Source organism: Shinella sp. WSC3-e (assembly GCF_945994535.1).
Classification (GTDB): Bacteria; Pseudomonadota; Alphaproteobacteria; order Rhizobiales; family Rhizobiaceae; genus Shinella; species Shinella yambaruensis.
This window is the reverse complement of sequence record NZ_OZ000530.1, coordinates 2050499-2066080: the sequence shown is the minus strand read 5'-3', so window position 1 is coordinate 2066080 and position 15582 is coordinate 2050499. Positions and strand designations below refer to the sequence as shown.

Annotated in this window: 13 protein-coding genes; 7 read left to right on the top strand and 6 right to left on the bottom strand. The window is 66.8% G+C overall.

Translation table 11 applies throughout. The features are described from left to right. Positions 1-95: 95 nt before the first annotated feature. The 3 genes from AABF56_RS10295 (at position 96) to ligA (ending at position 5099) form a co-directional block, all read left to right on the top strand. Positions 96-962, top strand: coding sequence for an outer membrane protein assembly factor BamD (locus AABF56_RS10295; RefSeq protein WP_244766774.1), 867 nt, complete (start codon positions 96-98; stop codon positions 960-962). 18 nt (positions 963-980) lie between these two features. Next, on the top strand, positions 981-2651 hold the full coding sequence (recN, locus tag AABF56_RS10290) for a DNA repair protein RecN (protein ID WP_272805847.1): 1671 nt from the start codon (positions 981-983) through the stop codon (positions 2649-2651). Between the two features lie 288 nt (positions 2652-2939). Further along, the gene (gene ligA, locus AABF56_RS10285; protein WP_272805846.1) at positions 2940-5099 is read left to right on the top strand and encodes an NAD-dependent DNA ligase LigA; all 2160 of its coding nucleotides are present in this window, start codon (positions 2940-2942) and stop codon (positions 5097-5099) included. On the opposite strand, the gene AABF56_RS10280 is transcribed toward ligA, so the two are convergent. The 4 genes from AABF56_RS10280 to AABF56_RS10265 all read right to left on the bottom strand — a co-directional run bounded on the left by AABF56_RS10280 (position 5086) and on the right by AABF56_RS10265 (position 9542). Beyond that, positions 5086-6027, bottom strand: a complete 942-nt coding sequence (locus AABF56_RS10280) for a M23 family metallopeptidase (RefSeq protein WP_272805845.1) — start codon at positions 6025-6027, stop codon at positions 5086-5088. The two genes, ligA and AABF56_RS10280, sit on opposite strands and share 14 nt — an antisense overlap. Before the next feature lie 85 nt (positions 6028-6112). Further along, positions 6113-6523 (bottom strand): TIGR02588 family protein, encoded by a 411-nt coding sequence (locus tag AABF56_RS10275; RefSeq protein WP_272805844.1) that lies wholly within the window; start codon positions 6521-6523, stop codon positions 6113-6115. A 7-nt stretch (positions 6524-6530) separates the two neighbouring features. After that, a complete protein-coding gene (locus AABF56_RS10270; protein ID WP_272805843.1) occupies positions 6531-7361 on the bottom strand; it encodes a TIGR02587 family membrane protein in 831 nt (276 codons plus the stop codon). A 237-nt stretch (positions 7362-7598) separates the two neighbouring features. After that, entirely contained in the window at positions 7599-9542 is a 1944-nt protein-coding gene (locus tag AABF56_RS10265; protein WP_272805842.1) for a DEAD/DEAH box helicase, read from the bottom strand. Between the two features lie 279 nt (positions 9543-9821). On the opposite strand from AABF56_RS10265, the gene panC reads away from it, so the two are divergent. The 4 genes from panC to AABF56_RS10245 all read left to right on the top strand — a co-directional run bounded on the left by panC (position 9822) and on the right by AABF56_RS10245 (position 12908). Beyond that, positions 9822-10691: a pantoate--beta-alanine ligase gene (gene panC / locus AABF56_RS10260; RefSeq protein ID WP_272805841.1), complete on the top strand. Its 870-nt coding sequence runs from the start codon at positions 9822-9824 to the stop codon at positions 10689-10691. A gap of 1 nt (position 10692) precedes the next feature. Beyond that, on the top strand, positions 10693-11517 hold the full coding sequence (gene panB, locus AABF56_RS10255; RefSeq protein WP_064330502.1) for a 3-methyl-2-oxobutanoate hydroxymethyltransferase: 825 nt from the start codon (positions 10693-10695) through the stop codon (positions 11515-11517). Between the two features lie 348 nt (positions 11518-11865). Continuing rightward, on the top strand, positions 11866-12594 hold the full coding sequence (locus AABF56_RS10250; protein WP_244766766.1) for an AzlC family ABC transporter permease: 729 nt from the start codon (positions 11866-11868) through the stop codon (positions 12592-12594). A gap of 2 nt (positions 12595-12596) precedes the next feature. Then, positions 12597-12908 (top strand): AzlD family protein, encoded by a 312-nt coding sequence (locus AABF56_RS10245; protein ID WP_244766765.1) that lies wholly within the window; start codon positions 12597-12599, stop codon positions 12906-12908. On the opposite strand, the gene AABF56_RS10240 is transcribed toward AABF56_RS10245, so the two are convergent. Together AABF56_RS10240 and AABF56_RS10235 are read right to left on the bottom strand one after the other, a co-directional pair. After that, a complete protein-coding gene (locus AABF56_RS10240) occupies positions 12898-14733 on the bottom strand; it encodes an aminopeptidase P family protein (RefSeq protein ID WP_272805840.1) in 1836 nt (611 codons plus the stop codon). The genes AABF56_RS10245 and AABF56_RS10240 overlap by 11 nt on opposite strands. Positions 14734-14896: 163 nt before the next feature. Beyond that, a complete protein-coding gene (locus tag AABF56_RS10235; RefSeq protein ID WP_272805839.1) occupies positions 14897-15421 on the bottom strand; it encodes a hypothetical protein in 525 nt (174 codons plus the stop codon). Positions 15422-15582 lie beyond the last annotated feature (161 nt).

Sequence of the window (15582 nt, the reverse complement as noted above, 5' to 3'; positions counted from 1 at the left end):
CCGGCATGGCGTTGCGGTCTTCACGCATTTGGAGATACAACGCGGGGCGCGCGCGGCGGGTTACCGCACCGCGTCCGTTGAACTGGGATTGTCACATGGTTGTTGCAGGGTCTGTTGGTGTGAAGAAGACGGCGCGCATTGTCTATCTTACGCTTTTTGCGGCGGCTTCGCCTGTCGTCCTTTCCGCGTGCCAGTCGGATCCGGACATCGACATCACCAAGCTGACCGGCGAGACCGAACCGGCCGACAAGCTCTACAACCAGGGCCTTGCCAACCTCAATGCCGGCAAGGTGGGCGAGGCGAGCCGCAAGTTCGAGGCCGTCGACCGCCAGCATCCGTTCTCCGAGGAAGCGCGCAAGGCGCTCGTCATGTCGGCCTTCACGAATTACCGTCAGGGCCGCAACGAGGAGGCGATCGCCGCCGGCAAACGCTATCTCAACCTCTATCCAGGTTCGGAAGACGCGGCCTATGCGCAATACATCGTCGGCCTTGCCTACTGGAAGCAGATCCCGAGCGTGACGCAGGACCAGCGCGCCTCGGCGCAGACGCTGGAAGCCATGCAGGCCGTCGTCGAGAACTATCCCGATTCGGAATATGTCGAGGACGCGCAGACCAAGATGCGCTTTGCCCGCGACCAGCTCGCCGGCAAGGAAATGCAGGTCGGCCGCTACTATCTCGAGCGCAAGGAATATATCGCGGCCGCCAGCCGCTTCCGCGTCGTCGTCGAGAAATATCCGATGACCAACCAGATCGAGGAAGCGCTCGCCCGTCTCGTCGAGACCTATTACGCCATGGGCGTGGATACGGAAGCGCAGACGGCGGCGGCGGTGCTCGGCCATAACTATCCCGACAGCCAGTGGTATGCCGACAGCTACAAGCTGCTTCAATCGAAGGGGCTGGAGCCGCGCGAAAATACCGGATCCTGGATTTCCCGCGCCGGCAAGAACCTGCTCGGCGTCTGACCGAAGAGCAAACACCGCATGCTGGCGCAGCTTTCGATCCGCGATATCGTCCTGATCGAACGGCTCGACCTCGCTTTCGAGCCGGGCCTTTCCGTGCTGACGGGCGAGACGGGCGCCGGCAAGTCCATTCTTCTCGACAGTCTTTCGCTGGCGCTCGGCGGGCGGGGCGACGGCTCGCTGGTGCGCCACGGCCTGGAGCGCGGCCAGGTGACGGCCGTCTTCGACGTGCCGCACGGCCATGCCGCCCGCGCGCTGCTCCGCGACAACGGCATCGATGACGACGGCGACCTCATCTTCCGCCGCCAGCAATCCGCCGACGGACGCACCAAGGCCTTCGTCAACGACCAGCCGGTCTCCGTGCAGCTGATGCGCCAGGCCGGCCAGCGTCTCGTCGAAATCCACGGCCAGCACGACGACCGCGCGCTCGTCGACACCGATGCGCACCGCCTGCTGCTCGATGCCTTCGGCGGCCTTGGCGAGGCGGCTGCTGACGTCGGCACGCTCTATCACCAGTGGAAGGAAGCCGAGCGCACGCTGCGCCGCCACCGCGAGAAGGTGGAGGCGGCGGCCCGCGAGGCCGATTACCTGCGCTCCTCCGTCGAGGAGCTCGAAATCCTCTCGCCCCAGGACGGCGAGGAGGATGCGCTGGCGGAAACCCGCGCGCGCATGATGAAGGCCGAGCGCATTGCCGGCGACATCAACGAGGCGAGCGAGTTCCTGAACGGCAATGCCTCGCCCGTGCCGCTCATCGCCGCGCTCGTGCGCCGGCTGGAGCGCAAGAGCCACGAGGCGCCGGGCCTGCTGGAGGAAACGGTCGAACTGCTCGACCAGGCGCTGAACCAGCTTTCCGACGCGCAGATGGCCGTCGAGGTGGCGTTGCGCAAGACCGAATACGACCCCAAGGAGCTGGAGCGCACGGAAGAGCGCCTCTTCGCATTGCGCGCGGCCGCCCGCAAATATTCCGTGCCCGTCACCGGCCTTCCGGCGCTCGCCGCCAAGATGATCGCCGACCTTGCCGATCTCGATGCGGGCGAGGAGAAGCTGGTGCGCCTTCAGGCCCATCTTGCCGAGACGCGCGCCGCCTTCGAACTTGCCGCCCGCGCGCTTTCGGACAAGCGCCACCATGCGGCAGAGGCGCTCGCCGCCGCCGTGATGGCCGAGCTGCCGGCGCTGAAGCTGGAGCGTGCGCGCTTCACCGTCGAGATCACCACCGACCCGGAAGGCGGCGCGGAGGAGGGGATCGACACGGTCGAATTCCACGTCCAGACCAATCCCGGCACGCGCCCCGGCCCGATCATGAAGGTCGCCTCCGGCGGCGAGCTCTCGCGTTTCCTGCTGGCGCTGAAGGTGGCGCTCGCCGATCGCGGCTCCGCGCCGACCCTCGTCTTCGACGAAATCGACACCGGAGTCGGCGGCGCGGTGGCCGATGCCATCGGCCAGCGGCTGAAGCGGCTCTCTTCGACCGTGCAGGTGCTCTCCGTCACCCACGCCCCGCAGGTCGCGGCCCGCGCGGCGACGCATCTCCTCATCTCCAAGGGGCCTGTCGAAGGCAGCGAGACGGTCGCCACCCGCGTCGCCCGGATGGATGACGGCGCCCGCACCGAGGAGATCGCCCGCATGCTGGCCGGTGCCTCGGTGACGGACGAGGCGAGGGCGGCCGCGGCGCGGCTGCTGTCGGGCGGGGTGTAGGCGGCGCGGGCTTTGCCAGCGCAGCGTTTCTGCGGCCACCCCCCTCTGCCCTGCCGGGCATCTCCCCCACAAGGGGGGGAGATTGGATGGAGCGACATTCTGCCCGCCTTCAGCGACTCAATTTGAGCAAGGTTCCAGCCGCTTGCCGATCTCCCCCCTTGTGGGGGAGATGCCCGGCAGGGCAGAGGGGGGTGGCCAACACTGCGATGCTCGATTGAACAGTCGCCCACACCATCTTTCCTTTCGTCAGCTTTTCTCTAAAACCGGTGGCCTAATCCGGAGCAGGCCATGGCAAATGTGAAAACCCCCGTCGAGCATCTCACCGAAGAAGAGGCCGCAGCCGAGCTTGCCTATCTGGCGGCGGAAATCGCGCGCCATGACGAACTTTATCACGGCCAGGACGCGCCGGAGATTTCGGACGCCGACTACGACGCGCTGAAGCGGCGCAACGAGGCGATCGAGGCGCGGTTCCCGGCGCTCGTCCGCGACGACAGTCCGTCGCGCCGGGTGGGCTCCGCACCGCTGCCGACCTTCGCGCCGATCACCCATTCGCGCCCGATGCTCTCGCTCGACAACACGTTCTCCGACGAGGACGTCCGGGATTTCGTCGCCTCCGTCTACCGCTTCCTCGGCCGCCTGCCGGACGATTCGATCGCCTTTACCGCCGAGCCGAAGATCGACGGCCTTTCCATGTCGATCCGCTACGAGAACGGGCGCCTCACGACGGCGGCGACGCGCGGCGACGGCACGACGGGCGAGAACGTCACCGCCAACGTGCTCACCATCGCAGAAATCCCGAACCGCCTGCCGGCCGGCGCGCCGGACGTCGTGGAGGTGCGCGGCGAGGTCTACATGGCCAAGAGCGACTTCCTGGCGCTCAACGAGAAGATGGCGGCGGAGGGCAAGCAGACCTATGTCAACCCGCGCAACACGGCGGCGGGTTCGCTGCGCCAGCTCGACGCGAGCGTCACGGCGAGCCGCAAGCTGCGTTTCTTCGCCTATGCCTGGGGCGAGATGTCGGCGATGCCGGCGGATACGCAATACGGCATGATCGAGACCCTGAAGAGCTGGGGGTTCCCCGTCAACCCGCTGACCAGGCGGCTTTCCCGCGTCGACGACATCATCGCGCATTACCGGGAGATCGGCCTTACCCGCCCGGACCTCGACTATGACATCGACGGCGTCGTCTACAAGGTGGACGAGCTCGCGCTGCAGGAGCGCCTCGGTTTTCGCTCCCGCTCGCCGCGCTGGGCGACGGCGCACAAGTTCCCGGCCGAGCAGGCCTTCACCACCGTCGAGAAGATCGACATCCAGGTCGGCCGCACCGGCGCGCTGACGCCCGTCGCGCGGCTGACGCCCGTCACGGTCGGCGGCGTGGTCGTCACCAATGCGACGCTGCACAATGCCGACTATATCGAGGGCATCGGCAACAGCGGCGAGCGCATCCGCGCGGAGGATCATGACATCCGCATCGGCGACACGGTCATCGTGCAGCGCGCGGGCGACGTGATTCCGCAGGTGCTGGACGTGGTGATGGAAAAGCGGCCGGCGGAGGCGCAGCGCTACGAATTCCCGAAGACCTGCCCGGTCTGCGGCAGCCATGCCGTGCGCGAGCGCAACGAGAAGACGGGCCGGCTCGATTCCGTCACGCGCTGCACGGGCGGTTTCGTCTGCCGCGCGCAGGCGGTGGAGCACCTGAAGCATTTCGTTTCGCGCAATGCCTTTGACATCGAGGGGCTGGGCGCCAAGCAGATCGATTTCTTCTTCGCGGCGGAAGATCCGTCGCTGACGATCCGCACCGCGCCGGACATCTTCACGCTGGAGAAGCGGCAGGCCGATTCGCTCACCAAGCTGGAGAACATCGACGGTTTCGGCAAGGTCAGCGTACGCAAGCTCTATGACGCCATCGATGCCCGCCGGTCGATCGCGCTCAACCGCTTCATCTATGCGCTCGGCATCCGCCATGTCGGCGAGACCAATGCCAAGCTCCTGGCGCGTGCCTACGGAACCTATGCGGCCTTCGAGGAGGGCATGAAGGCCTCCGTCTCGCTGTCCGGCGAGGCGTGGAACGAGCTCAACAGCATCGATGGCATCGGCGAGGTCGTCGCCCGGGCGATGGTCGAGTTCTACAAGGAGCCGCGCAATCTCGACGTGATCGACCGGCTGTTGCAGGAGGTGACGCCGGAGGCGGCCGAGGTGGTCGTGGCAAGCTCGAGCCCGGTCGCCGGCAAGACGGTGGTGTTTACCGGCTCGCTGGAAAAGATGACGCGCGACGAGGCGAAGGCCATGGCCGAGCGGCTGGGCGCCAAGGTGGCGGGCTCGGTCTCCAAGAAGACGGATCTCGTGGTGGCGGGGCCGGGCGCCGGCTCCAAGCTCGACAAGGCACGGGAATTCAACGTCGAGGTGATCGACGAAGACGGCTGGTTCGAGCGGATCAAGGCACCGTGACGGTCGAGCCGCGCACGAGGAAGCGGCCATCGAAGGTCATCGGCACGCCCTGGCCTTCGTTGTAGTCGCGCGTGCCGCCGAGATAGGCATGCATGTGCAGGTGCGGCTCGGAGGAATTGCCCGAATTGCCGACGCGCCCGAGCGTTTCGCCCTTCGTGACGATCGCGCCGTCGGCGACCACGATGGAGCCTTTGCGGAAATGGGCGAGCAGGATGCGCGCCGTGCCGCAGGCGAGGATGACGTGGTTGCCCGCCGGCGCCTCGGTGTTCGTCTCGGAAATGCGGTTGTCGTCGATCCCGTCATGGGTGGATATGGCAATGCCGTTGCAGGGGCTCTTCACCTCGCGGTCGTAGATCGCGTAGTCCGAAAGGTCCTCCGGCATCAGCCCTGCCGCGCGCATGCCGAAGCCGTTGAGGGCGACGATGTCGAGGGCGAAGCGCTGGCTCTGGCTGCCGTGGTGGTGGTTGATCGACGCCGTGCCGCCGCCCTGGCCGACATAATAGGTGCCGGCGCCAAAGGGAAAGGCGAGATCGACCGCCGTCTCCTGATAGCCGTAGCCGGAGAGCGCCCGCGCCGTCAGCGCCAGGAAGAACACGGCCATGGCCGCGGTGAAACCATGCGTGCGCAGCACCGAGGATGAAGCGTTCCAGCGGCGGCGACGCACGCGCAGATAGGAAAGGCCGGTCGCCGCGACGAAGGCGGCCGGCAGCAGGAGGGTCAGCGCCGTGCCCAGGAAATCCCAGCGCCCGATGACGGTGACGAAGGCGAAATAGGCCGCGCCATAGACCACGCGCGTGAGCCAGCCGAGCCGGTCGGCCGGGCTCGGCAGCCAGAGCCAGAGCAGAAAGAAGGCTGGAAGAAGGATCTGGGTGATCAGCAGAATGAGAATGGGCCATTCCATGGGGAAGAACCTTGTGGGATCGGCCATGTCCTTTCATCTGCGGACACGGATACTTGTGCTCTGTTCAATCCCCGGCGATGAAATTGGTTCCCGGTTTCAAGGCCGCCGGCGGTCAGGGATCGGTGTAGCCGGCGGCGCGGATATCCACCTGCCGCCCGGCCGGATCGGTTTCGAACAGGAGGGCGCCGGTCGATTTCGATTCCGCGGCGACATAGTCGAAGATCACATGGTTCTCCTCGATGATCTTGTCGCCGTCCATCAGCCGGCCGATGACGGTGACCGCGGCGGCGGTCGTGGTCGCGGAATTGGCGATGTCGAAGGTGATGCGGTATCCGGCCTTCGCCTTCTGCGTGGCGAGAACGGTGACGGAAAGGTCCGGCGGCATCGCTTCCCGCGTGAAGGCTTCCCAGCCTACCCAGCCGAGCATGCCGGCGATCAGCAGGGCGGAAACGAGGCCTGTCAGCCACTCGATCCAGTGCGGATCGTGGCGTTCCCTGTGGCGGCCCTGTTCGGAACGGGTCATGTCGGCCTCACAGGATCAGCCGCGCGGCGGCGGCGCCGAGCGCGGCGGGAAAGCCGAGCACGATGACGGACAGCATGATCTCGACCGGCGAACTGTCGCCAAGGCGTTCGAAGATCCACAGCGCGAAGATGCTGATCGCCAGCGCGATGACATAGCCGGGCAGGGTGAAGCGCACGAAGGCGTGCCACCAGGGTGTTTGCGGCGAAAGCTCGTGGCCGCCGGTGAAGGACACCGCATAGACGAAGCCGTGCATGAGGGCGATGGAGAGGACGGCGACGACGAGGGCGTGCCAGGTCGTCATCTTGTAGGCGAGCACCATCATCTCGTCGGTCGGCGCGATGTTGAGCGAGAGGAACAGCGCACCGGCCGCCATCAGCAGCAGTTCGCCGGGATAGCTCGTCTCCTTCGTATCGGCGTCGCCTTCGTCATGGCCGAGCTGGCTGCGGCCGAGCATGGCGCCGATGCTGGCGGGAACCGATTGCAGGGCGACCTTGCCGACAAGCTCGCTCGCCGGCATGCCGCCGCGCAGGAGGCCGAGCGCGGTCAGCACCACCAGGCTGGTCGTAATGCCGATGCCATAGGCGATCGCCGCGTCGCGTGTCGCCTCGCGCCAGCTGAAGGTCTTCTCGAAGCCGATGCGGTGGGCGAGCAGGATGAGCAGGGGGATGTTGAGCAGCAGCAGCAGGAACAGGCGCTCGCGCGCCATGTAGAAGCCGAGATACCACATTTCCATGGTCATCAGCATGGGCAGCGCCAGGAGGAGGGCGCCGGCGACGCCCCGGCCGAGCCCGGTCACGAAGCGGCTGAATTCGTCCTTATCGCCCTCGGCGCGTGTCATGAAAATCCCCTCGCAAAAGCGCGAGGGTAATGCGGCGCGGTGATGAAAGTTCCGCGCTGGATCGACAGGCCTGTTGGCCTGGGCTCCTGCCACGCTCTCCTCCGTTATGCTCGGGCTTGACCCGAGCATCCATTCCACCGGCACGCCGTGGATTTGGATCCTCGGGTCAAGCCCGAGGATGACGTTGAGAATGGCGCGCGGTGTGTCGCCAAACCACGGCCAAACGCGCCGGCCGCGTCAGAAGCGGTCCGGCTTCTTGCCCTTCGGCTTGCGCGCGGCGCCTTCGGGCCTGGCGAATTTTTCATCGCGCTTGCCCTTGAAGGGTTTTGTGCCGGCAAACGGCTTTGCCGGCTTCTTGCCGCCGTCCTCGCGGTCTTTCCAGTGCGGCTTGGCGGCAGCGCCTTCCGGCTTGTCGAAATCGCGCTTCTTCTCGAAACGCGGCTTCTTGTCGAAGTCACCCTTCGGCTTCCAGTCGGCGCGGCGTTCCGGCCGGTCGTAGCGCTGCGTCTTCTCGCCGGGCGTGCGCGTATAGGGCTGCGGCGTCAGGTCGGGCTGGCCTTCCAGCACGGTGACGCGGATGCCGCGCTCCAGCATGCTGTTCGGGCCGAGATGGCCGAGGAAGCCGTCGGCGGCATCGGCGGAGAGCTCGATATAGGTCTCCTCCGGCTGCATCTTGATCGCGCCGATCTCGTTCTTGGTGATGCTGCCGTTGCGGCAGAGCATGGGGATCAGCCAGCGCGGCTCGGCGCGCTGCTTGCGGCCGACCGAGACGGAGATCCACACGCTCGATCCGAAACCCTCGCGCGGGCGCTTGGTTTCGGCCGGGATGAAGTCGTTGCCGCGTTCGCGCGGCTTGCGCTGTTCGAGCGACACCTCGACCAGGTCTTCCGGCGCCGAACGCCCGGCCTTGAAGAAGCGGGCGACGGCGGCGGCAAGCTGGCGGGCATCGAAGCGTGCGGCCAGGGCGTCGATCGTCTCGACCTCGTCTTCGCCGATCGCGTCGGTCAGCATCGGGTCGGCAAGCAGGCGCTCGTCGTCGCGGCGCAGGATGTCCTCGGCGGACGGCGGGGTCGCCCAATTGGCCTTGAGGTTCGCCGCCTGCAGCAGGCGCTCGGCCTTGCGGCGGGCACTGAGCGGCACGATGAGCGCGCTGACGCCCTTGCGGCCGGCACGGCCGGTGCGGCCCGAGCGGTGCAGCAGGGTTTCCGGGTTGGTCGGCAGGTCGGCATGCACGACGAGCTCGAGATTGGGCAGGTCGATGCCGCGCGCGGCGACGTCGGTGGCGATGCAGACGCGGGCGCGGCCGTCGCGCATGGCCTGCAGCGCGTGGGTCCGTTCGTTCTGGCTGAGTTCGCCAGAGAGGGCGACGACCGAGAAGCCGCGGTTGTTGAAGCGGGCGGTCAGGTGGTTCACCGCCGCGCGCGTCGAACAGAAGACGATGGCGTTCTGCGCATCGTAGTAGCGCAGAACGTTGATGATGGCGTTCTCGCGGTCGGCCGGCACGACCAGCAGGGCGCGATAGTCGATGTCGACATGCTGTTCGCGCTCGGCGGCGGTCGAGATGCGCAGCGCCTCGCGCTGGTAGTTCTTGGCGAGCGCGGCGATCTCCTTCGGCACCGTGGCCGAGAACATCAGCGTGCGGCGGTCTTCCGGGGCCGCTTCCAGGATGAATTCGAGGTCTTCGCGGAAGCCGAGGTCGAGCATCTCGTCGGCCTCGTCGAGCACGACGGCGCGGATAGCGGACAGATCGAGATTGCCGCGGGTGATGTGGTCGCGCAGGCGGCCCGGCGTGCCGACGATGATATGGGCGCCGCGCTCCAGCGCGCGCCGTTCGTTGCGCACGTCCATGCCGCCGACGCAGGAGGCGATGACGGCGCCGGTCATCTCGTAGAGCCATTCCAGCTCGCGCTTGACCTGCATGGCGAGTTCGCGGGTCGGGGCGATGACGAGGGCAAGCGGGTTCCCGGCGCGGGCAAAACGCTCTTCGCCCTGAAGCAGCGTCGGAGCGAGCGCGAGGCCGAAGGCGACGGTCTTGCCGGAGCCGGTCTGGGCGGAGACCAGCGCATCCGCATCGCCGATCTTCGGGTCGGAGACGGCGACCTGCACCGGCGTCAAAGTGGTATAGCCGCGTTTTTCCAACGCCTTTGCCATCGCCGGAGCGAGGCCTTCAAAACTTGTCATCGAGGGTCTTTCGGAATTCGGGTTCCGCAACGATCATGCGTCGCGCTCTCAGCCCGTCCGCGACGAGCTTGCTGGTGCGCTCTCTACTGGCCCTTGCGCGAAAAGTACAGTGCGCAAAACGCAACCCTGCCCAGCGGCGAGCCCTATCGCCGCCAAAGGTGTTTGCCGATTGTCTTTTTGCGCTGCACAAGATAGAAAACGGCGCCTCCTCAAACGATCCGCAGAGATCGAGCGGGGGCATCGCCCGCGGGAGAGGGCGAGAGCAAGGAGGAACCGCCGATGCAGACCTTCACCACCATCGCGGACCTGCGCGCGGCGCTGGCCCCGCACCGGCTGGACGGCCGCACGATCGGCCTCGTGCCCACCATGGGCTACCTGCATGTCGGCCATATGGAGCTTGCCCGCCGCGCCCGTGCCGGCAACGACATCGTCGTCGCCACCATTTTCGTCAATCCCCTGCAGTTCGGCGCCAACGAGGACCTGGCGCGCTATCCGCGCGATCTTGCCCGCGATCAGGCGATGCTGGAGGCGGAAGGCGTGCACTATCTCTTCGCGCCCGGCGTCGCGGACATGTATCCGCGGCCGATGGAGACCGTCGTCGACGTGCCGACGCTCGGCAGCGAGCTGGAAGGCTCGGTGCGTCCGGGTCATTTCGCGGGCGTCGCGACGGTGGTGACGAAACTCTTCAACATCGCCCAGCCGGACCGCGCCTATTTCGGCGAGAAGGATTTCCAGCAGCTCGCCATCATCCGCCGCATGGCCGAGGACCTGGCTCAGCCGGTCGAGGTGATCGGCGTGCCGACGGTGCGCGAGGCGGACGGGCTCGCCTGTTCCTCCCGCAATGTCTACCTATCGGCCGAGGAGCGCGCCGCTGCGGTCATCGTGCCGCGCGCGCTGGAGGAGGCCGAACGGCTGATCATGGCCGGCGAGACCGATGCGAAACGGCTGGAGGCGGGCGTTGCCGCCTTCCTTGCCAGCGAGCCGCTGGCAAGGCCCGAAGTGGTCGCGATCCGCGATCCGCAGACGCTCGCCAAGATCGACACGGTCGGCGACAGGCCGGTTCTTTTGTTGCTTTTCGTGCGCTTTGGGAGCACGAAACTCCTCGATAACCGGGTTCTTGGCCCGAAAAACGCGAAAAAGGTAGCGTGACATGAGCGTACACACCGCCAAGCGCCGACTGGCGCCCGCCGATATCAGGGCCCTCAAGGGCGAGCGCCCGATCGTCAGCCTCACCGCCTACACGACCCCGGTCGCCAAGCTCATGGATCCGCATGTCGATTTCATGCTGGTCGGCGACAGCCTCGGCATGGTGCTCTACGGCCTTGATTCCACCGTCGGCGTGACGATCGAGATGATGATCGCCCATGGCCAGGCCGTCATGCGCGGCTCGTCCAATGCCTGCGTCGTCGTCGACCTGCCCTTCGGCTCCTACCAGCAGTCGAAGGAACAGGCCTTTGCGACGGCCGCCCGGGTGCTCAAGGAAACCGGCTGTTCGGCGATCAAGCTGGAGGGCGGGGCGGAAATGGCCGAGACGGTGCATTTCCTCACCCAGCGCGGCATCCCGGTGCTCGGCCATGTCGGCCTGATGCCGCAGCTCATCAACACGACGGGCGGCTACCGCTCGCTCGGCCGCAACGACAAGGAAGTCGAGAAGATCCGCCGCGACGCCGCGGCCATCGACGAAGCCGGCGCCTTCGCCATCGTCATCGAGGGCACGGTCGAGCCGCTGGCGCGCGAGATCACCGGCAAGGTCAAGGTGCCGACCATCGGCATCGGCGCGTCGCCCGCCTGTGACGGCCAGGTGCTGGTCGTCGACGACGTGCTCGGCATCTTCACGGATTTCAAGCCGCGCTTCGTCAAGCATTTCGCCAATCTCGCGCCCGTCATGAGCGAGGCCTTCGCGACCTATGCCGAAGAGGTGAAGGCGCGCAGCTTCCCGGGGCCCGAGCACACGTTCCAGCTCAAGAAGGGGTGATTTTCGGCACCGCCGGGCGCCACTCTTCCGTCTGGGCGCCACCTCTCTATTCGTCTGGCGCCATATCCATGGCTCCACCTCTCTTCCGCCCGGCGCCATCTCTCTTTCGCTTGGCTCTACCTCTCTTTCGTCATGGTCGGGCTTGACCCGACCATCCACGCGGCACCCGGGGTTGTGGATGGTCGGGTCAAGCCCGACCATGACGGAGGAGAGGGGGCTACATCCATCAGCATCAGGCGAAATTCGACGCTGATCGATCAACGGCGCTGAACGATGCATCAGCCATATTGGTTTGCAGGTGGACCCTTGCTGCTCTATGGCTGTACGATCCCGAGATAGAGCAGACCCATGACCCCCGCCACGAAAGATGAAATCCGCGATGCCTTCCGGCGTGGCAGCGCCGTGGCGATCGCCGCGGCGCCGTTTGCCGTCCTGTTCGGCGCCGTCGCCATCGACAACGGCCTGACGATCGCGGAGGCGGCGCTGATGAGCGCGACGCTCTATGCCGGCGCCAGCCAGCTCGTCGGCGTCGAGCTCTTCGATCACAATGTCGCGCCCTGGCTGGTGGTGCTGTCGATCTTCGCCGTGAATTTCCGGCATGTGCTCTATTCGGCGGCGATCGCCGCCCATATCCGGCACCTCACCTTCTGGCAGAAGGCGACGTCGCTGTTCTTCCTCACCGATCCGCAGTTCGCCGAAACCGAACGCCGCGCCGATGCGGGCATCCGCGTCAGCTATATCTGGTCCCTGGTGCTCGGCCTCAGCGTCTATGTGCCCTGGCTCTGCCTGACGGTCGTCGGCGGCCTGCTCGGCAACCTGATCAGCGATCCCAAGGCGATCGGCATCGACGTGCTGCTGCCGATCTACTTCATGGGCCTCGTGCTCGGCTTCCGCAGCCGGGCGAACTGGCTTCCGGTGGTGCTGGCCTCCTCGGCGGGCTCGATCCTGGCGCTGCATTTCGTCGGTTCGCCATGGCATGTCAGCCTGGGTGCGCTGGCCGGCATCCTCGTTGCCGCGCTCATGCCGCTCGACGGCGATGAGGCCGCGGTCGGCGATGTCGTGGAAGGGGAGGCGTGAGCATGGATACGCTGTTCCATATGCAGACGCTGCTGATCATCGCTGCCGGCGCGATCGCGACCTATCTCACGCGTGTCGGCGGCTATGTCTTCATCACGCGCATGAAGCGCATCCCGCCGCGCGCCGAAGCGGCGCTGAACGCCGTTCCGGCCGCCGTGCTCACCACGCTCGTGGCGCCGGCAGCCGTGACGGGCGGGCTGGATGTCAGCCTGACGATGGCGGTCGCCCTCCTCGTTGGCCTGCGTCTTTCGCTGCTGCCGGTGCTGGCCATCGGCTGGGTCGTCGTGATGGTCCTGCGTCAGGTCATCGGCTGACCGGCGCCGTCGCCTTTTCCAGCCAGCGCTTCGTCGCGTCGTCCGCCAGCAGCGGCGTGATCTTCTCGCGCACATCCGCGTGGTAGGCGTTGAGCCAGGCGAGCTCCTCGTCCGTCATCAGCGCGGGCACGACGAGCCGGCGGTCGATCGGGCAGAAGGTCAGCGTCTCGAAGCCGAGCATGTCCATGTCGCCGCCTTCGACCGGGGCCGCCGGCAGGACGTGGATCAGGTTCTCGATGCGGATGCCGAAGGCGCCGGGGCGATAGTAGCCGGGCTCGTTGGACAGGATCATGCCGGCAAGCAGCTCCTGCGTCGAAAGCCGCGAGATGCGCTGCGGGCCCTCGTGCACCGAAAGATAGGAGCCGACGCCGTGGCCGGTGCCATGGGCGAAGTCGGCGCCGGCCTTCCACAGCGCGATGCGGGCGAGCGGATCAAGGTCGCAGCCGCGCGTGCCCTTCGGGAAGCGCGCGGTGCTGATCGCGATCATGCCCTTCAGCACCAGGGTGAAGAAGCGCTTCTGCTCGTCCGGCACCGCGCCGATCGCCACCGTGCGGGTGATGTCCGTCGTGCCGTTGATGTATTGCGCGCCGGAATCGATGAGGAAGAGCGTGCCGGGCTCGATGACGGTGTCCGACGCGGTGGTGACGCGATAGTGCATGATGGCGGCATGGGCGCCGGCGCCGGCAATCGTGTCGAAGGACACGTCCTTCAGCGGGTTCTGGTGGCGCTCGCCGACGCTGGCGCGCACGGCCTCCAGCTTCTTCGTGACGGCCATCTCGGTCTGCGTGCCGGGCGTCGTCCCGTCGAGCCAGGCGAGGAATTCCGCCATGGCCGCGCCGTCCTGAAGGTGGGCGCGCGCGGAACCCTGCAGCTCCACGGCGTTCTTGCAGGCGCGGGGCAGGCGGGCCGGGTCGGCGGCCTCGACCAGCGTGCCGCCCTTGCGGCGCACGATCTCGGCAAGCGCGAAGGGGGCCTGGTCGGGATCGATCAGGATGCGCTTGCCCTCGGCGGCGAGCGCCGCGATGCGCTCGTCGAACTGCGAGGGCGGCACGAGGTCGGCGAGCTGGGTGAGATAGGCCTCGGGCTCGATGCCGGTCTTGCGCTTGTCGAGGAAGAGCTGCGGGCGACCCTCTGCCGGAATGATGGCGCGGGCCAGCGGATGCGGCGTGTGCGGCACGTCGCTGCCGCGGATGTTGAAGATCCAGGCGATGGAGGAGGGATCGGTGACGGCGAGGGCATCGGCGCCGGCCCCGGCGGTCGCCTCCGCCATCTTGGCGAGCTTGTCCCTGGCCAGTTCCCCGGCCTGGTCGATCGCCTGGATCGTCACGCGGCCGAGCGGTTCGCCCGGACGGTCGGTCCAGGCCTTGTCGAGCGGGTTGTGGGGCAGGAAGACGAGGGCGCCGCCAAGGCCGGCAAGCGCCTTTTCCAGCCGGCGCACCTCCGCGCCGGTGTGCAGCCACGGGTCGATGCCGAGGCGGAAGCCCTTCGGGGCATGGTTCTGCAGCCAGAGATGCGGCGGTTCGCCGACGAGGTCGCCGCCGGTGAAGACGCTGCCGTCCACCTGCTCGGCGAGCTGCGTGACATAGCGGCCGTCGACGAAGACCACGGCCGCACCACGCATGACGAGCGCCACGCCGGCCGAGCCGGTGAAGCCCGTCAGCCAGGAAAGGCGCTCGGCCGAGGCCGGCACGTATTCGCCCTGGTATTCGTCGGCGCGCGGCACGAGGAAGCCGTCGATGCCGAGCGCATCGAAGGTGGCGCGCAGCGCCTCGGCGCGTTCGCGGCCGAACTGGGGCGTGGAGGTGACGTCGAAACTCTGGAACATGGAAGACTTCCGGTATGGCGATGAATCGTGCCGGCAATCTAAAGCATGTCGCGCAAAAGTGTGCAGCGGTTTTGCGCCAACGACATGCGAAAAACCAGAGAGCTAAAGCGCAAGGAGCGAATCTGGAAGATCGCGATGGGCTTTAGCCCATCGGCCGGCCGCGTCAAAGGCGGGCGAGATAGCGCTCCAGCACAGCGCGGGTCAGGCGCTGGTTGTTGCGATACCAGTCGTCCTCGGTGAAGAAGGCGGGTTCGCCGGCATCCCAGCCGCTCATCGAGAAATCCGACTGGCGGGCGAGGAAGGCGACGAAGTCCTCCTCGGTCTTCCACTCCGTGATGAGCGGGCCGAAATAGACCCCGCCGTCCTGCACGTCGGCCAGCATGACGCCGTCTTCGGTGCGGATGAGGCCCTGGCCGCAGAAATCCCGGTGATGGTCGTAGATCACGCCGTTGCCGGGCATCTCGTTCGTCAGCTTGCGCCAGAGCCGTTCGGCCAGCGCCGCGCCGAGCGGCTTGCGGCTGAGGGCATCGCGCAGGGATTCGGCGATGCGGCGGCGCTCCGCCGCGGTGCGGGTGGTGCTTTCGACCCGGTAGGGGATCTTGCGCGCTTCGATATTGGCGCGGATCGCGATCCACAGCACGAAGACGATGACCGCAAGCGCGATGAGCGGGATGACGGTGGCGGCCATGCTCAGGAAAACCCTGCGGCATCGGGAAGAGGTCTGTAATTGGACTTATGCATTCCGTGCATGGCACCCATGTTCCAAAGGCCCTGTCGCAAATTTTCGAATCCAGTATAAGCGGCGCCAACGAAGCGAAACAAAACGCGCTTCAAGCGAAACGAAGTGAA